This is a genomic window from Cupriavidus sp. Agwp_2, assembly GCF_040784895.1.
Lineage (GTDB): Bacteria > Pseudomonadota > Gammaproteobacteria > Burkholderiales > Burkholderiaceae > Cupriavidus.
Map to the genome: position 1 here is coordinate 102,780 of NZ_CP088083.1, position 17,235 is coordinate 120,014.

The following is a 17,235-nucleotide window of genomic DNA, read 5'->3' on the forward strand; positions in this document are numbered from 1 at the left end:
GTCGATACGTCAGGGGGCGAAACCCGGTTCGCCCGGGCCCGGCGCGGGCGCAGGCGCGCCGAACAGCACGCTGGTCGGGCTGTCGTTGAACTGACCGGCGGCGCGCTCGAAGCTGCGCGCGGTCTGGCGCGCATCGCGGGCCAGTCCGTTGAGCTGTGGCAGGGTCTCGTCGCTGAAGGTGCCGGCGGCCGTCTGCACCGACGCCGCCGCGCCCTGCAGGTCGCGGCCGACGCTGTCGACCGTGCGCAGCACCGTGCCATTGGGGCTGGCCAGCTCCTGCGTCAGGCGCCGCGTCGATTCCAGCGTGGCGTTGAGGTTCTCGGCCACGCGCGGCAGCCGGTTCACGGCGGGCGCCAGCGATTCCGACAGCTTCGAGTAGTCCTCGGCGGTCTTGCGCACGGATCGGATCGCCGCCATCAGTTCATTGCGGTTGGTGGTCTGGAACATGTCGTTGAGCGAGGCCATCAGCGTCTCGGCCTGCGTCAGCAGCGAATCGCCGCGCTTTTCCAGCTCTTCGAAGAAGCCCGGGCGCATGGCGATGCGAGCCACCGCCTTGGGCGAGGTGCGCAGCGGCGGCGAGGCTTCGGCGCCCGCATGCGCGGCGGTGTCGTCCAGCTGCACGTAGGCGATCCCGGTCACGCCCTGGAAGCCCAGCGTGGCATAGGTGGTGCGCGTGATCGGCGTGTCCTGGTTGACGCTGATGCGCACGATGATCTGGCCCGGCACCTGCGGGTCGAACTTGATCGACTCCACCTTGCCTACCGCCAGCCCACGGTACTTGACGTCGGCCTGCGGCCCCAGCCCGTTGACGGTGGACCGCGTGATCAGGTCATACGGCACGCGCACGGCGTGGTCGCTGCTGAACCAGAACAGCGCGAACAGCACCAGCACGGCCAGGCCGATGGTGAACACGCCGGCAAGGAATGCGTGTGACTTGTTTTCCATCATGCTTCTCCGGGGGGCGCCGCGGGCTGAGGGGGCTGAGGGGGCTGAGGGGGCTGAGCACCCTGCGGCAGCGCCTGCAAGGCGCGCTGGGCGCGGTCGCCCAGGAAATATTCGCGGATGAAGGGGTGGTCCACTTTCACCACTTCAGGAATCGGCGCGGCGGCGACGACCTTGTGGTCGGCCAGCACCGCGACGCGGTCGGACAGCGCCACCAGCGTGTCGAGATCGTGCGTGATCATCACTACCGTGAGGCCCAGCTCGCGCCGAAGTTCCCGGATCAGCGCAACGTAGTCGTCCGACGCCATCGGGTCCAGCCCGGCGGTGGGCTCGTCGAGGAACAGCAGTTCCGGCTCCAGCGACAGCGCGCGTGCCAGCGCCACGCGCTTGATCATGCCGCCGGACAGGTCCGACGGCATCTTGTCCGCATCGCGCGCCGACAGGCCCACCAGCTGCAGCTTGAGCAGCGCCGCCCGGCAGATCAGGTTGTCCGGCAGCGCGCGCAGCTCGCGCAGTGGCAGCGCGATATTGTCGATCACCGACAGCGCCGAGAACAACGCGCCGCGCTGGAACTGCAGCCCCCAGCGGTTGCGCAGCGCCTGCAGCTGCGCCGGGCGCAGTTTGGCCGGGTCTTCGCCAAACACCTTGATGCTGCCCGATGTGGGCCGCTCCAGCCCCACGATCTGGCGCAGCAGCACGGTCTTGCCGCTGCCCGAGCCGCCCACGATCGACAGCACCTCGCCACGCCACACGTCCAGGTTGACGTGGTCGTGCACCAGGGCCTTGCCGAAGCGCTTTACCAGGTTGCGCACCTCGATCACCGCGGTGCGTTGTGCCGGGGCCGCTGCCGATGCGGGTTCCGTTGGCGCGTTCACAGGCCCACGTCCTTAAACAGGATGGCAAACACCGCGTCGGCCAGGATCACGATGGTGATGGAGGTCACGACCGACGCGGTGGTGCCTTCGCCCAGGCTTTGCGTATTGGGCTTGATGCGCAGCCCGAAGTGGCACGCCGTGAGCGCGATCAGGATGCCGAACGCCACGCCCTTGCCCAGCCCCAGCCACAGGTTGGCCACCGGCACCGCGTCGGGCAGCTCGCGCAGGAAGAACGCGGCGCTGATGCCCAGTTGCATGCGCGCGGCCACCATGCCGCCGGCCAGTGCCATCACGTCGGTCCACGCCACCAGCAGCGGCATCGAAATGGCCAGCGCGATCACGCGCGGCATGATCAGCCGGAAGCCGTGCGAGATGCCCATCACGCGCATGGCGTCAAGTTCCTCGGTGACGCGCATCACGCCGATCTGCGCGGTAATGGCCGAGCCTGACCGGCCCGCGATCAGGATCGCCGCCAGCACCGGCCCCAGTTCGCGGATCACCGCCATGCCGAGGATATTGACGATAAACGTGCTGGCACCGAACACACGCAACTGGTTCGCCGACAGGTACGACAGCACGATGCCGATCAGGAACCCGACCAGCGCGGTGATGCCAAGCGCCTTGTAGCCGACGTTATAGATATTGGCCGAAATCTCGCGCCAGGGGCCGCGCTGCGGCACGCGCGCTAAGCGCAGCAGGTCGAGCGCCAGCTGGCCCAGCATGGTGACGCCGATGGCCAGCTGCGCGCCGAACGAAAGCACGTTGGCGCCGAACAGCGCGACCGGGTTGAAGCGGTCCACCATGTGCTTCTTCCAGCCTTCATCCTGCACCGCGGCGATGCGCTCGAACACGCGGCGCTGGCCGTCGCTGGCCTCGATCTGCTGCGGCATCTTGCCGTTCCAGGCCTGCCATAGCAGCTGTCCGCCGATATGGTCCAGACGCTGCACCTCCGCCAGCGACCATTGCGCGTGCTCCGGATCCTGCGCCAGTTCGTGCAGCTGCGAGCGCAGCTGGCGCGCCTGGTGGCAGCCGGCCAGCGCGAGCGCGGTCCAGTCGCCACGCAGCGCTACGCTGACGGTCCCGTCCCCGCGCGTGATATGGAAGTCTGGCGTTGTCTGGCGTTCCAAGGGCATGCGATGTGATGGCCGAGTCTCGATTCTAAGCCACCCGCCCGGCTGGCGCGACCGCGGCCATGCCGGGCCAGGGGGCAGGGCCGGGGGAACCGTCCCGCGCGGCTACAATGCGGCAGTCGCGCAGGCGTCATGCCTGCCAGCCCTTGCAACGCCTTTCATAACGCTTGCACCGTCGATTGCCACCAGCGCAGCTTCCCATGCCAGACGCCCCTGACACCTCTCTCACGCCCGCATCGGGCCCGTCCGCCCCCTGGCGCATTGATCCCGCCGCCCTGCGTGCCGCGCTGTCGCCGGCGCTGCGCGACTGGACGCTGGAGCTGGTCGAGGAAACCGGCTCGACCAACGCTGACCTGACCGCTGCGTGCCGTCAGGCGCCCTGGTCCGATGCCGGCTGGCTGCGCCTGGCCTACCGCCAGACCGCGGGACGCGGGCGCCTGGGCCGGCCCTGGCAGGGGCAGGCGGGCATGACCTTCTCGGTGGCGCTGCCGTTCGCACTGGCGCCGGCGCAGCTCACCGGCCTGAGCCTGGCGGTGGGACTGGCGCTGGCCGAGGCCCTCGGCGATGTCGACGCGCGCCTGGGTGCCCGCGTCGGCCTGAAATGGCCGAACGACCTGCAGATCGATGGCCGCAAGCTGGCCGGCATCCTGATCGAATCGGTGCCCGCCGGGCCTAACCGGATCTGGGCCGTCGTCGGCATCGGCCTGAACCTGGTGCGCGATGCGCAGATGGAAGTCGCGCTTGGCCGCGAACTGGCCGGCGTGGCCGAGGTTATTCCGGGCTTCGACGCCAATCGCGACACGGCGCGCCTGCTGGCCGCGGTGCTGGAGCGGCTGGCATCGATGCGCACCGCGTTCCTGGCCCACGGCTTCGGACCGATGGCGCGGCGCTGGTCCGCCGCCGATGCCTACCGCGACCAGCCGGTGCGGCTGCTGCACGACGGCAAGGTGATTGCCGAGGGCATGGCGCGCGGCGTCGACGAGGCCGGCCAGCTGCTGCTGGAAACGCCCACAGGGCTGGAGCGGGTCGCCAGCGGCGAGCTGTCGCTGCGCGCCGCGCCGGGGCAGGAGGATGGCGCATGAGCGTGCCGCAGCTGCTCATCGACATCGGCAACACGCGCCTGAAATGGGCATGGTGCAAAGCCGGCGCGCCACTGCCGGCCGGCGCGGGTTTGCCCACGCCGTGGCAGCACGGCGGCGCGGTCGCACATGCCGATGACGATGCGCTGAAGACGCTGGCCGCCGACCTGCGCGCGCTGCGCGGCAGCGGCCCGATGCCGGCGGTATGGATCACCAACGTGGCCGGCCCGGTGATTGCCGCCGCCGTCGATGCGGCGCTCGCCGACGCCTTCGGCGGCTGCGCGCCGGTGCAGTGGGTGCGCAGCACCGCGGCGCACGGCAACCTGGCCAATGGCTACCGCGAGCCCACGCAGCTGGGCGTCGACCGCTGGGTCGGCGCCATCGGCGCGCACCGCTGGCTGCCGCACGACACGCTGCTGGTGGTGACCGCGGGCACCGCCACCACGCTCGACATCGTTACCGTCGCCGCGGATGGCCGCGCACGCTTCGAAGGCGGGTTGATCCTGCCGGGGCTGGCGCTGATGCTCGGCACGCTGGCGCGCAATACTGCGCAGCTGCCGGCGCTGGAAGTGGACGAGGCCGGCACCGTGGCCGGCGCGCACCTGCGCTGGGCTGACAACACCCACGACGCCATCGCCGCCGGCTGCCTGGCCGCGCAGGCGGGGGCGATCGAACGCACCTGGCGCGCGCTGGGCGAACGTGGGCCGACGCGCTGCCTGCTGTCTGGCGGCGCACGTAGCGCGCTGGCCGGCGCGCTCGCGGTGCCTTTCGAGATGCACGATAATCTGGTGCTGCTCGGCCTGCATGCGATGGCGTCGGCCGAGGCCTAGCGGCCATCGCCTTCACCACGGAATTTCCGCACGCTCCGCCGCCGTTCCATGCCCGTCCCACGCGCCCTGCGCATTGCCCTGCTGTTGCTGTTGCTCGCCAACACCTTGTTGCTGGTGGCGCTGGCCGGCCTGTTTGGAAAGAATCCGTTGGGCGGGTGGTTCGGCACGCCGCGCGAGCCGCACCGGCTGGAGCAGCAGGTGCGTGTCGAACGCATGCAACTGCTGCCGCCGGCACCGTCGCCCGCGGCCAATGGGGCGCCGCGCGGCGCCTTGCCGGTGGTTCGGCGCCAAGGCTGAGCGCGAGGCTCAGCCGGCCTGGCGCACCTTGGTCAGCAGCTTGGTGGTGGAGCGGTCGTGCAGGAAGGGGATGGCATAGGCCTGGCCGCCCCAGCTGCGCACCAGCCGGGTTTCTTCCAGCGTATCGATGTCATAGTCGCCGCCCTTGATATAGATGTCGGGGCGCACCAGCCGGATCAGCTCGACCGGCGTCTGCTCGCGGAACATTGCCACCAGGTCGACCGATGCCAGCGCGGCCAGCAGCGCCATGCGGTCGGATTCATGGTTGAGCGGGCGGTCGTCGCCCTTGCCCAGCATCTTGACCGAGGCATCGCTGTTGACGCCGACCACCAGGCTCGCGCCCAGCGCGCGCGCCTGCGCCAGGTAGGTGGCATGGCCGCGGTGCAGGATATCGAAGACGCCGTTGGTGAACACCAGCGGACGCGGCAGCGCGGCGATGCGCGCGGCCAGCTCGGCGGGGTTGTCGGCGGGAGTCAGCTTGGATTCGAAGGCGGGTACGGACATGGGTAAGGGATCGGAAGGTGGAGGCCGGCGCTGGCGGCGCCGGCACGCTTGTCCGAATGGTACCCCGTTCGATGCGCGGTTCGCCGCCCGTCAGCGCGAGTTCGCACCTTGCTTGCCTTGCTTAGCCGACCAGCGCCACCGCCGCGTCGTTGGCGGGCAGGGGCACCGTGGCCGCGGCAATGCCGCGCAGCACCGAGACCAGTGCCTCGCGCACCGCATCGACGTGCGCCGCCTGGGCGCGGCCGCCCAGGTACAGCAGGCTGACGTCAGCCCAGGCCGGGAAGCCCTCGGGCACCTGCGCCACGTAGGCGCTGTTGGCCCCGTCGATCCATGGCACGTTGAACTTCAGCACCGGCGTCACGCCGCCGCGCGAGCGCCACAGCGCGACCTGGCCGTTCCATGACGGCGCCACGGTCAGGCGGACCTGGTCAGACATATCCGCCAGGAAGCGCCGCACCGGGCTTTCGGCGTCGGCATCGTCGCTGAGCAGGGTCCAGTGCTCGGGCAGGGGGATGTCGTTGCCCGCGGCCTCCGCCTCCACGGATGGCAAGGATGGCAGCCGGATCAGGCTGCGCTGCGCCATCATCACGTGCTCGGCCAGCACGCCGCCCGCGCCCGGCAGCGCGTCCACGGTGACGGCGCAGTCGATCTGCCCCTTTGTCAGGGCCTGCCCGACCAGGCGGCCGTTGCCGATCACGCCCGAGACGATATGCACGTCCGGCAGCGCTGCCGAGAGCCGTGCCAGCACCTGCGTCAGCGCGGGATCGCCCAGCGCCATCGAGACGCCGACGCGCAAGGTCTGGCGCGGGCCGCCGCGCGGTACGCGTTCGCCCGCATTTGCCACCAGCCCGTTCCAGCGTTCCAGCATGCCGGCCGCGGCGCGTTCCAGCTTCAGCCCGTACGCGGTGGGCACCAGGCCGCCGCGCCGCTCGAAGAACAGCTCGTCGCCGGTCACGTCGCGCAGCTTGCGGATGGCGTAGGCCACGGTGGGCTGGCGCACGCCGAGCGCCTGCGCGGCGCGGCCGATGCCGCCGTAGTGCATGACCTGGACAAAGACGCCCAGGGCCTTGAAATCGATATGACGCAATCTTTACCCCTGCCAAGACGTTGCCGCGCGCCGTCGTCGCTGCCCCAGGCCCGTACGTTGCGGGAGCGCGGCGAGGGCGCACCCGGGAAGCGGGTGGCACCTTGCCGGCGGGGCCGAGCGGCGCTGCGGATAATCGCCAGCCGCGACTGGCGGATTTTTCGGGGATATTATCGGAATTACAGTCTATTACAAAATGATTTGCGCCAATAACTAAAGTCCGATCAATAACACATGAGGCAAAAAAGATAATCACGCACTGTGATTTAAGTATTTTATTTTCGGAATTAAAAGTTTTAGGAATGGCGCGCCACGGCTGGCATTGCGGCCAATGCGGGGGAGAGCTTCCGGATAACCTGGCCGTCTTGCCAGCGGTGTAGTAACGGGATACCACCCGACCCGTTGCAAAATCTGGCAGGCACCGTTGTTTCCGAGTATTCGGGAATGGCGGTGCTGGCGCGCCAATGAAAAAACCCCGCCGTAGCGGGGTTTTTGTCGGGGTGGCAGCAAGCTGCCGGATCAGGCCTGTGCCGGCTGGGCGCCGCCGGCGCCGGGCAGGCGGGCGTTCAGCTCCTTGCGGTAGCGGTTCAGGTCCTGCACCGATTCAAAGGTGCGTTCGAACAGCAGCGACATATTGTGCAGGATCCGTTCGATGACCTTCTTTTCCCAGCCTTCGTCGAAGCGGATCTGTTCGTCCAGCCATTTTTCCAGCCAGTCCGGGTCGGGCAGGCGCGACTGCACGGTGTCGTTGGGGAACAGCGCCTTGTTCACGTGCAGGTTGGTCGGGTGCAGCGGCTTCTCGGTGCGGCGCGCCGATGCCATCAGCACGCCGATCTTGGCGAACGCGGCGCGCGCGGTGTCACCGAACTGGGCCAGGTATTTCTTCATGTAGCGCAGGTAGGCACCGCCGTGGCGGGCTTCGTCCTGCGACAGGGTGCGGTAGATATGCTTGATCACCGGTTCCGAGTGCCATTCGGCGGCGCGCCGGTACCAGTGGTTCAGGCGGATCTCGCCGCAGAAATGCAGCATCAGCGTTTCCAGCGGCGGCGCCGGATCGAATTCGAAGCGCACCGCGTGCAGCTCTTCCTCGGTCGGCACCAGGTCCGGGCGGAAGCGGCGCAGGTACTCCATCAGCACCAGCGAATGCTTCTGCTCCTCGAAGAACCAGATGCTCATGAACGCCGAAAAGTCGGAATCGTGGCGGTTGTCACGCAGGAACATCTCGGTCGCGGGCAGGGCGGACCATTCCGTGATCGCGTTCATGCGAATGGTCCTGGCTTGGTCGTCCGTCAGCAGGCTGGGGTCGAAGCTATCCCAGGGGATGTCCTTGTCCATGTGCCAGCGGACCGCTTCCAACGATTTGAACAGTTCGGGGTAGAGCATGGTAAGCCTTTGAAATTACGGGCAGATTCTACCAGATGCGAATTATTCTCTTCTCCCTTTTTTAGTGCGGATCGGGGCAAATGCAACGACTTTTATGGATTTTGGCGCAGTCCACTGCATATTACGGGCGATCAGCGGCGCGGCGGGCGGGCCAAGTGCCAGCAACGACGCCTGGCGGCAGGCTGCTCAGGGCGAGACCGCGCCCTCGGGCAAGGCAGCGGGTGCCGTACCCGGCACCACACCGTACAGGAAGGCGGCCAGTTCGGCGGCCTGCGCTTCGGCGTCGCGCTCGCCCAGCGCCATCAGCGCCTGGGTGAACTCGGGCTCGAACAGCAGGTAGCTGGCAAAGGCGGCGCCGCGCGCCTCGGTGCCGCCCAGCGGCGCCAGCAGCGCGCGCACGGTGCGCGGCAGCTGTTTCAGGTGCTCGGCGGCGAGCGCTTCGATCGGTTCGCTCGGGGAGATCGTCATGACCTGCACCGGACGCCAGCCCTCGCGGTCGCCCGCGAGCTCCGGCATGCGTGCCAGCAGCCGGTTGATATGCAGCAGCCGCTCCAGGTCGGCGTTGAGCCCGTCCAGGAAGATGCTGGCCAGCGCCTGGCCGCCTACCTGCGCCAGCGACGGATAGCCGCCGGCGGGCACGGTGTCGAACCAGCCGGAGCGCTGGCGCGAGGCCGCGCCGATCGCCAGGACGCGCGACGCGCCCAGGTGGATGGCCGGCGAAAGCGGCGACATCTGCCGCATGGTGCCATCGCCGAACCATTCGTGATGGCCGTCGATCTCCAGCGGCATCGCCGGGAACAGGAACGGGATCGAGGCCGATGCCAGCAGGTGGTCCACCGTGATCGACGCCGGCACCGCGATGCGCTGGCTGCGGTGCCATGGATGGATACGGTGGTGCGACTGGTAGAAGGTGACGTGGCGGCCGGTGCTGTAGGACAGCGCGGTGACCGCGAACGCCTGCAGCGCGCCGCTGTCCAGGCTGGCCTGCACCCGCGCGGGCTCGAACAGCTCGCCCAGCATGCTGCCCAGCGGGGTGTTGTCGAATAGCGCGCGCGGCGCCCTGCGCTGCGTGGCCCAGCCCAGCGCCAGCGTCGACAGCCAGCGCGCGCCCGACACGCCCACGCGCAGCACGTCGGTACGATAGACGTCGTCGGCGTGGATGCCGTGCCACAGCGCACCCAGGCTTTGTGTGGCGGCCTGGAAGTCGCTGGCGTGGATGGCCAGCCCGGCACCGTTGATCGCGCCCGCCGAGGTGCCGGCGATAATGCCGAACGGCAGCCCGCCATGCGCCTTGCCGTGGCGCGCGGCGATCCGCGCCAGCCCGCACAGCACGCCGGCCTGGTAGGCGGCGCGCGCGCCTCCGCCCATCATGATCAGCGCGGTGGCGGCGGGGTTGGGGCCGCTATGGCCATTTGCGCCGCTGCGTGGGGCGGTCTGGTGTCCTGGCAGGGAATCGCGGTGCATGGCGGGGGCGCGGCGTAGCGACAGGTCAGGCGGTGCGGTGAAGCGTCATTCGTCGCCGCCGTTGTTGTCGTCCCTGGCGTCGTCGTTGCCGGTGCGCGTGGCCTTGGCTGTCTTCCCGGCAGCGGGCTTCTTTGCGGCCGGTTTCTTTGCAGCGGGCTTGGCCGCAGCCTTGGTCCCGGACTTGGCCGCACTCGTGGCGCCGTTCTTTGCCGTGGCGCTCGCCCTGGCGCCGTCGCCATTGCCATTTCCGTTGCCAGCGGCCTTGCGTGGCGCGGCGCCGGCGTCCGGCGCGGTGCCCGGCTGCGCCGGCGTGCCACCGGCACCGAAGCCGCCCATATTGAACGGCGCGATGCTGGCCGCGGCGGCGCTGCTGGCGATCTGGCTGAACTGATGCTGCAGCAGGTCCCACCACACCGCGGCGTTGGGTGCGCTTTCGGGTGTGGCCTCGGCCGACGGCTCGGGCGCCGGCTCGGGCTCGCCCGCCGGCTGCGCCGCGGGCGCTTCTTCGCCCAGCCCGGTGCCGGCGCGCTGCGGCGGCGAGGCGCTGGGCGCATTGGCCGCGCGCGCCACGTTTTCCATTGCCGCCTGCATGGCGTCAGGCGAGAGCGCCTTGCCGAAGGTCTGCAGCGCCACCAGCGTGGCGCGCTGGACTTCCAGGCCCTGGATCGTGGTGCGCAGCAGGTTGGTATTGAGTTGCAGCCAGCTTTCCACGGCCTGGAGGTCGGCGATGCGCTTGTCGAGGTCGTCGAGGTCCATCGGCGGCGTCATTGCCTGCAGGCCGGGCATCAGGCCGCCGGGCATGCCGGCGCTGCCGCCCCACAGGCGGCGCATGAAGTCGAAGCTGTTGGTGAAATCGGGAATCTGTCCGAACATGGTCGCGTGCTCCGTGTGCGGCGCAGCCCGCGCCCGGATGCGGGCTGCTCGGCTGCGTCGTCGTTACCTGAATTGTGGCGGCCGCTTCTGGCGCAGGCTCGCCATGCCCTCGTGCACGTCGGGGCCGGCAAAGCCCATGAATTCGAGCGCCAGCGAGGTATCGAAGGCGGGACCGGCCATGCGCAGCCAGTTGTTGAGGGCGTACTTGGTCCAGCGGATCGCTGTCTGCGATCCTGCCGCCAGCCGGTTGGCAACCTCGAAGGCGCGCGCCACCAGTTCGTCCTCTTCCACCGCCAGCGAGACCAGGCCGATCCGCTCGGCCTCTTCGCCGCTGACCGACTCGCACAGCATCAGATAGTACTTGGCCTTGGCCATTCCGCACAGCAGCGGCCACACGATCGCGGCATGGTCGCCCGCGGCCACGCCCAGCCGGGTGTGGCCATCGACGATGCGCGCGGTCTTCGCGGCGATCGAGATATCGGCCAGCAGCCCCGCCACCAGCCCGGCCCCTACGGCCGGGCCGTGCATGGCCGAGACCACCGGCTTGTCGCAGTTGATGACGTTGTAGACCAGGTCGCGCGCTTCGTGCCACACGCGCGTGCGGGTCTCGAAGTCGTTGGCCATGTCCTCCACCAGCGCCAGGTCGCCGCCGGCGGAGAAGCCCTTGCCCTCGCCCTCGCCGCGGATCAGCGCCACGCGGATGTCGGGGTCGGCGGAGACGTCGCGCCAGATCTCGGCCAGCTCGCGGTGCATGTTGGCGTCGGCGGTGGCCAGCTTCTGGTTGGCCGACTGGGCCGCGCCCATGATGATCTCGAGGATGGGGCCGTGGCGGCGCAGCGTCAGAGCCCGGTAGCGGGCGTAGCGTTCGGACAGTTCAGTGGAAGGCGAGTCGTTGGAAGCAGTCATGGGGGGCCTGTCAGGTAAGAGGCGCGAGCTGCGCGCCGGGTGCATCGCGAATTTACCAACCGATCGGTCGGTTAATTATATGCGTATCCGTCTATGCAAATCCGGCGGCAGGACCTTCCTGACAGGCGCGGCCGGTTCAGGGCGCCGCCACCAGCTGGTCGATCGCACCAAACACCGAATGCCCCTGCGCGTCGAACATCTCGATCTTGACCGCGTCGCCGAATTTCATGAACTCGGTGGCGGGCTTGCCGTCGTCGATGGTCTCGAGCATGCGCTTTTCGGCGATGCAGCAGTAGCCCTTCTTGCGGTCGACATTGGAGATCGTGCCCGAGCCGACGATGCTGCCGGCGCGCACGTTGCGGGTCTTGCAGATATGCGCGATCAGCATGCCGAAGTCGAACACCATGTCGGTGCCGCAGTCGGGCTGGCCGACCTTCTTGCTGTTCCAGTGCACCGTCATCGGCAGGTGCACCTTGCGCTCCCGCCAGGCCTCGCCCAGCTCGTCGGGCGTGACGGCGACCGGCGAGAAGGCGGTTGCCGGCTTGCTCTGGAAGAAGCCAAAGCCCTTGCCCAGCTCGGCCGGGATCAGGTTGCGCAGCGAGACGTCGTTGGCCAGCATCACCAGTCGGATCGCGTCGCCGGCCTGCTCGGGCGTGGCGCCCATCTTCACGTCGCCGGTGATGACCGCGACCTCGGCCTCGAAGTCGATGCCGAAGGCTTCGCTGGCGCACACGATGTCGTCCTGGGGGCCGAGGAAGTCGTCCGAGCCGCCCTGGTACATCAGCGGGTCGGTCCAGAACTCGGGCGGCATCTCCGCGCCGCGTGCCTTGCGCACCAGCTCGACGTGGTTGACGTAGGCGGAGCCGTCGGCCCACTGGTAGGCGCGCGGCAGCGGCGCCATGCAGTCCTTGGGATTGAACGCGAACGGATGACGCGCGCGGCCGGCACTGAGCGCGTCGTACAGGTCCTGCAGCTGCGGCGCGAAGAAATGCCAGTCGTCCAGCACGGTCTGCAGCTTGCCGGCGATATCGGTGGCGAAGTGGGCTTGCTTCAGGTCGCGCGACACGACCACCAACTGGCCGTCGCGCGAACCGTCCTTCAGGGTTGCGAGTTTCATGGGATGCGATGCGGTAGAGAGCGGGGCGTCCGCGCGGCGGACGCAGTGCCCGCTAGTCTACCGCGCCGTGCAGCGCGCCCCTGCGACAATGGCTCAGTCGACCGTGATGCCCTTGGCCTTGATCAGCTTGCCCCAGCGCTCGGCTTCCGCGCGCGCGTAAGCGGCGAATTCCTCGGGCGTGCTCGACACCGCCTCGACGCCGACGCCTTCCAGCTTCTTCTGCACTTCGGGGGTCTTCAGCGCCTTGACCAGCTCGGCGTTCAGCCGCGTGACCACCGCCTTGGGCGTGCCCGCCGGCGCCACCATGCCTTGCCAGGCATAGGCCTCGAAGTTGCTCACGCCGCCTTCGGCCACGGTCGGCACGCCGGGCAGCACCGCCAGGCGCTTGGGCGTGGCCACGCCCAGCGCGCGCAGCTTGCCGGCGCTCACGTTCTGCTGGCCCGAGGCCAGGTCCAGGAACATCAGGTCGACCTGGCCGGCCAGCAGATCCTGCACCGCGGGCGCAGCGCCCTTGTAGGGCACGTGCGTCATCTTGACCTTGGCCTGGTCCATGAACAGCTCCATGGCCAGGTGGTGCGGGCTGCCGGCGCCGGGCGAGGCGAAATTGACCTTGCCCGGGTTCTTCTGCGCGTACTCGATGGCTTCCTTCAGCGTGCGCGCCGGGAAATTGGGATTGGCCACCAGCACCAGCGGGAAGCGCGCCAGCTGACCGATATAGACGAAGTCCTTCTCGGGGTTATAGGGCAGCTTCTTGTACAGCGACGGGTTGGCCGCGAGCGTGGCGGTGTCGGCGGTCAGCACGGTGTAGCCGTCGGGCTTGGCGTGGGCGACGGCATCGGCGCCGACGATGGTGGCCGCGCCCGGGCGGTTGTCGATCACCAACTGCTTGCCCAACCCGGGAGTGATGGCCTGGGCGACGGTGCGCGCCACCACGTCGGTGCCGCCGCCGGCCGGGTAGGGCACGACCCAGCGGATCGGTTGGGCGGGCCACTCTTCGGCTTGTGCGGGCGCGCTGGCGGTGAACAGGGCGCCGGCGGCAGCCGTAGCGGCCAGCATGAGATGGGCATAACGACGCCCAAAGAAGGGACGCAGGGGGCGCATCGGTAGTCTCCGTGTTAAAAAGGGGCCCGGCTCGGCAGGCATCGACACGCGCGCCGCCGGGTCTGTTGCGAAGGAAGTCTACCGACGGCTTAAAAATTGGTAAATCGATTTCGCTATAGTAAATTTACCTACGAACTTGCCCGGGTCTCCGGGCGCTGATTCCCCGCCCCAATCCGCCCTTGCCGCTGGTCCACGCATGTCACGCATTGCTGAAAACGAAGAAGACGACGCCAAGCTGCGCTCCGGCATCCAGTCCATCGAAGTGGGCTTCAAGCTGCTCCAGGCGCTGGCCGCCTCGCCGCGCGCGATGATGCTGCGCGACCTCGCCGCCGCCGCCGGCATGAACCCGGCCAAGGCGCACCGCTACCTGGTCAGCTTCATGCGGCTGGGCGCGGTGGCGCAGGACCCGGTCAGCGGCCGCTATGACCTGGGGCCGTTCGCGCTGCAGCTGGGACTGGCGGGGCTCAATCGGCTCGACCCGGTGAAGAAGGCGCGGCCGATCCTGTCGCAGTTGCGCGACGAGATGGATCTCACCGCCGGCATCGCCGTGTGGGGCAACCACGGCCCGACCATCGTGCACTGGGAGGAATCCAGCCATCCGGTCACGGTGAGCCTGCGGCTGGGCGACGTGATGCCGATGCTCAACTCCGCCACCGGGCGGCTCTACGGCGCCTACCTGCCGCGCAAGCAGACCCTGCCGCTGGTCGAGCGCGAACTTGGCGCGCGCGGCAACGGCGCCGTGCCGGACATGCCGGCTTCGTTGGCCGAATACGACGCGATCTGCGCCGACGTGCGCGCGCATGGCGCCGCGCGCACCCTCGGCGGCGTGCTGCCGGGCATCAACGCGTTCTCGATGCCGGTGTTCGATGCCAACGGCCACCTGGCCATGGGGTTAATCGTACTGGGCGCGCAGAGCCTGTTCGATGCAGAATGGGGCGGTACGATGGATCGTCGCGTCCGCGATATCGCCCAACAGCTCTCATCGGAACTCGGCTACCTTGGTGCCGCCCCTCCGGCCGGAGAAACCGGCCACCCCTGATCCTCGCGCCCGCGCGGGCGCGGAGTCCCCCGTCTGGCGCCGCCGGCGCTGGGTGATCGCGGTTGCGCTGGTGGTGCTGGTGCACGTGCTGGCGGTGGTGGGATTCCTGCGCATGCCGGGCCCCCTGATCCCGCTCGACGTCACCGACACCCCCACGCTGGAGGCGGTCCTGCTGCCGCCGCCCAAGCCGCCCGCCCCGCCCAAGCCGCGCCCCGCGCCGCAGCCGCGCCCGAAGCCCGCGGCGCCGGTACCGGCGCCCGAGCCGCAGCCCGAACCGCCGGCCCCGCCGCTGGCAACCAGCCCGCAAGGCCCCACCGAGATGGCAACGGGTCCCGGCGGCACCGGGGCGGCCCCGGCGCCACCCGCCGCGCCGGCTCCTGCGCCGTCTGGCGGCCCGCAGGGTGGCGTCGACGGCGTTGTCTACAGCGCGCCACCGCCCGCCACCTACCATTACGCCAGCTACGTCAACGGCGTGCAGAACCCTGATGGCCTGATCCGCTGGGAGCACGACGGCCGCCGCTACCGGCTCGCGGTGGAAACGCGCGTGCTCTGGTTCCGCTTCGCGTTCCAGAGCAGCGGGGCGCTGTCCGAACAGGGACTGTTGCCAGAACGCTACGAAGAGCACCGCCGCAACAAGGCCGAGTCATCGCGCTTCGACCCCGCCGCCGGGACCGCTGTCCTCGGCAACGGCACGCAGTCGCCGTTCCCGGCCGGGGCTCAGGATCGCTTCAGCGTATTCCTGCAACTTGTCGGCCTGGTGCGTGGCAATCCGCAACGCTATGTCACGCCCGGTGTGACGGAAACGTTCCAGGTGGCGGATACGCGCAATGTGGAACCGATGCAGGTGCAGTATGTTGGAGAGGAGGACATCGACACGGGCAGCGGTGTGGTACGTGCAAAGCACTTCTTGCGGATGCCGCGCCGCGCCAATGACCGTCGCCGGGTCGAGCTATGGCTGGCGCAATCCCTTGGCTGGATGCCGGTGCGGCTGCGGCAGACCGAACCCGACGGCACCCAGATCGACCTGGTCTACCGCGGTAACGGAAGCTAAAAGCCACGGGCCGGCGCCCAGTCGATCACCGATAACCGGCCGGGCGAATGTCAACAATCGTCAAAAGATTTGTCGCCCGGGTCAACGCCGCCGCGTTTGGCGCATTCTTACTGACAGGAGCCCAGCCATGACTGTTGCCACGCCACCCGCCGAAACGCACCGCGTCCATGCCGACGGCGCCGAGCTTTACGTGCGCATCGACGGCACCGACGGACCGTGGGTGATCCTGGCCCATGCACTGGCCGCCAGCCACGCGCTGTGGGACCAGACCGCCGCCCACCTGGCGTCGCGCTACCGCGTGGTGCGTCCCGACATGCGCGGGCATGGCGGCAGCGATGCGCCGCTGGGGCCCTACACCATGACGCGGCTGGCCGACGATGTGATCGCGGTGATGGACGCGCTGGAAATACCGCAGGCCCATTTCTGTGGCATTTCGGTCGGCGGCATGATCGGGCAGACGCTGGGGCTGCGCCATGCGGAGCGGCTGCTGTCGCTGGCTTTGGTCGCCACCAACAGCCAGACTCCGATGGAAGCCCACCCGATGTGGCATAACCGCATCGGCCAGGCCGAGGCCCATGGCATGGCCGGGATGGCCGATGCCACGCTGGAGCGCTGGCTGACGCCGGCCTTCCGCGCCGCCCATCCCGATGCGGTGGCGCGCATCCACGCCATGCTGGTGGCCACGCCGGTGCGCGGCTACGTGGGCGTGGCCGAGGCGATCATGGCTTTCGATCTCGCCGGCGCGCTTTCCCGCATCCATTGTCCTACGCTGGTAGTAGCAGGAGAGAACGATCAGGGCGCGACCGTGGCGATGGCGCAGAGCATTGCGGCCGCCATCCGAGGCGCCCGGCTGGAAGTGATGCCGCAGGCGGCGCACCTGGTGCATGTGGAGCAGCCCGAGAGCTTCCATGCGGCGCTGGACGCCTTCCTCGGCAGTGCGGCGTGCGGTGGCCAGTGCGACGTTCCGTGACAGACAACACACTGATGCACCAGGCTCAAGAAACTTGTTAAAAGGGCCGATGCCCAATCTATGCAGGCAGCAATGACGTGGCAACACAGTGACCCGCATAACTCCTTGATTTCGCGAAGGTCACCCCAAGTTTGTAGGTAAAGCCGCGGCGCCCCCCTCACGGCAACATCGACGAGGCAAGAATCACAAGGGCATGCCGCCCAACCATGACGCCCAGGAGGTGTGCCATGCAAATGATCTACAACAGCGACAATTACTGCATCGTCGAGTTCGGCGCGGATGTCGAGCAGGCGCCGCTTGAGTTCGGCGGCTATGAAATCGTCGACAAGAACCTGAAGCGCGAAATTTTCCTCGGCGGGCATCTGGCCGAAAGCTTCCGCGCCGACGTCAAGCGCCTGATCGAAAGCGAGCCATCCGTGGAGGAGGTCGACGACTTCCTCGGCAAGTTCGATAACGTCATGACGCATCCACTGGTGATGCACTGAGCGGCTTTGCGCGGCTGCCGGCCACGGCCGGCGGCACGCCATCGCGCCCGCCCTGGCGGGCGTTTTTATTTGGCGGCCCGGGTCGGCATCGTTGTCCAGTACTGT

At 68.7% G+C, this 17,235-nt stretch carries 18 protein-coding genes; 7 read left to right on the forward strand and 11 right to left on the reverse strand.

Going from position 1 to position 17,235, the window contains the following annotated elements; all coding sequences use genetic code 11:
• Positions 1–9: 9 nt before the first annotated feature.
• From LPA45_RS00455 to LPA45_RS00465, 3 genes are read right to left on the reverse strand one after another with little or no spacing between them, the layout of a single operon-like run.
• On the reverse strand, positions 10–948 hold the full coding sequence (locus tag LPA45_RS00455; RefSeq protein ID WP_116322353.1) for an MlaD family protein: 939 nt from the start codon (positions 946–948) through the stop codon (positions 10–12).
• Positions 945–1,817 (reverse strand): ABC transporter ATP-binding protein, encoded by an 873-nt coding sequence (locus tag LPA45_RS00460; RefSeq protein ID WP_116322354.1) that lies wholly within the window; start codon positions 1,815–1,817, stop codon positions 945–947. Before LPA45_RS00460 ends, LPA45_RS00455 begins: the two co-directional genes overlap by 4 nt.
• Positions 1,814–2,950, reverse strand: a complete 1,137-nt coding sequence (locus tag LPA45_RS00465) for an ABC transporter permease (RefSeq protein WP_116322355.1) — start codon at positions 2,948–2,950, stop codon at positions 1,814–1,816. Before LPA45_RS00465 ends, LPA45_RS00460 begins: the two co-directional genes overlap by 4 nt.
• Positions 2,951–3,147: 197 nt before the next feature.
• Here LPA45_RS00465 and LPA45_RS00470 point away from each other — a divergent pair, with 197 nt between their 5' ends.
• Genes LPA45_RS00470 through LPA45_RS00480 form a run of 3 tightly spaced genes read left to right on the forward strand, consistent with a single transcriptional unit; the run spans position 3,148 to position 5,153 of the window.
• Entirely contained in the window at positions 3,148–4,029 is an 882-nt protein-coding gene (locus tag LPA45_RS00470) for a biotin--[acetyl-CoA-carboxylase] ligase (protein ID WP_317924203.1), read from the forward strand.
• A complete protein-coding gene (locus LPA45_RS00475) occupies positions 4,026–4,856 on the forward strand; it encodes a type III pantothenate kinase (RefSeq protein ID WP_116322357.1) in 831 nt (276 codons plus the stop codon). The genes LPA45_RS00470 and LPA45_RS00475 overlap by 4 nt, the downstream gene beginning before the upstream one ends.
• Before the next feature lie 48 nt (positions 4,857–4,904).
• Positions 4,905–5,153, forward strand: a complete 249-nt coding sequence (locus LPA45_RS00480; protein ID WP_367394753.1) for a hypothetical protein — start codon at positions 4,905–4,907, stop codon at positions 5,151–5,153.
• Positions 5,154–5,162: 9 nt separating this feature from the next.
• Here the strand turns inward: LPA45_RS00480 and rfaE2 are convergent, their stop codons facing one another.
• The 8 genes from rfaE2 to LPA45_RS00520 form a co-directional block, all read right to left on the reverse strand.
• Complete coding sequence (gene rfaE2, locus LPA45_RS00485) at positions 5,163–5,657, reverse strand: D-glycero-beta-D-manno-heptose 1-phosphate adenylyltransferase (protein ID WP_116322359.1); 495 nt, start codon at positions 5,655–5,657, stop codon at positions 5,163–5,165.
• A gap of 121 nt (positions 5,658–5,778) precedes the next feature.
• Positions 5,779–6,744 carry a LysR family transcriptional regulator gene (locus tag LPA45_RS00490; RefSeq protein ID WP_116322360.1) on the reverse strand — a complete coding sequence of 322 codons (966 nt, stop codon included), beginning with the start codon at positions 6,742–6,744 and terminating at the stop codon, positions 5,779–5,781.
• 516 nt (positions 6,745–7,260) lie between these two features.
• Complete coding sequence (locus LPA45_RS00495) at positions 7,261–8,124, reverse strand: ferritin-like domain-containing protein (protein WP_116322361.1); 864 nt, start codon at positions 8,122–8,124, stop codon at positions 7,261–7,263.
• 186 nt (positions 8,125–8,310) lie between these two features.
• Entirely contained in the window at positions 8,311–9,495 is a 1,185-nt protein-coding gene (locus LPA45_RS00500) for a patatin-like phospholipase family protein (RefSeq protein ID WP_233528319.1), read from the reverse strand.
• Positions 9,496–9,633: 138 nt separating this feature from the next.
• On the reverse strand, positions 9,634–10,461 hold the full coding sequence (locus tag LPA45_RS00505; RefSeq protein WP_367394754.1) for a PhaM family polyhydroxyalkanoate granule multifunctional regulatory protein: 828 nt from the start codon (positions 10,459–10,461) through the stop codon (positions 9,634–9,636).
• A 63-nt stretch (positions 10,462–10,524) separates the two neighbouring features.
• Positions 10,525–11,367, reverse strand: a complete 843-nt coding sequence (locus tag LPA45_RS00510; RefSeq protein ID WP_367394755.1) for an enoyl-CoA hydratase/isomerase family protein — start codon at positions 11,365–11,367, stop codon at positions 10,525–10,527.
• A 136-nt stretch (positions 11,368–11,503) separates the two neighbouring features.
• Entirely contained in the window at positions 11,504–12,484 is a 981-nt protein-coding gene (locus tag LPA45_RS00515) for a fumarylacetoacetate hydrolase family protein (RefSeq protein WP_116322365.1), read from the reverse strand.
• A 93-nt stretch (positions 12,485–12,577) separates the two neighbouring features.
• Positions 12,578–13,540: a Bug family tripartite tricarboxylate transporter substrate binding protein gene (locus tag LPA45_RS00520; RefSeq protein ID WP_367395040.1), complete on the reverse strand. Its 963-nt coding sequence runs from the start codon at positions 13,538–13,540 to the stop codon at positions 12,578–12,580.
• A gap of 250 nt (positions 13,541–13,790) precedes the next feature.
• Here LPA45_RS00520 and LPA45_RS00525 point away from each other — a divergent pair, with 250 nt between their 5' ends.
• The 4 genes from LPA45_RS00525 to LPA45_RS00540 all read left to right on the forward strand — a co-directional run bounded on the left by LPA45_RS00525 (position 13,791) and on the right by LPA45_RS00540 (position 17,130).
• Complete coding sequence (locus LPA45_RS00525; RefSeq protein WP_199414687.1) at positions 13,791–14,624, forward strand: IclR family transcriptional regulator; 834 nt, start codon at positions 13,791–13,793, stop codon at positions 14,622–14,624.
• 85 nt (positions 14,625–14,709) lie between these two features.
• A complete protein-coding gene (locus LPA45_RS00530) occupies positions 14,710–15,675 on the forward strand; it encodes a DUF3108 domain-containing protein (RefSeq protein ID WP_233528321.1) in 966 nt (321 codons plus the stop codon).
• 127 nt (positions 15,676–15,802) lie between these two features.
• Positions 15,803–16,645, forward strand: coding sequence for an alpha/beta fold hydrolase (locus LPA45_RS00535; RefSeq protein ID WP_116322368.1), 843 nt, complete (start codon positions 15,803–15,805; stop codon positions 16,643–16,645).
• Between the two features lie 227 nt (positions 16,646–16,872).
• Positions 16,873–17,130 (forward strand): DUF3567 domain-containing protein, encoded by a 258-nt coding sequence (locus LPA45_RS00540; protein WP_116322369.1) that lies wholly within the window; start codon positions 16,873–16,875, stop codon positions 17,128–17,130.
• Positions 17,131–17,235 lie beyond the last annotated feature (105 nt).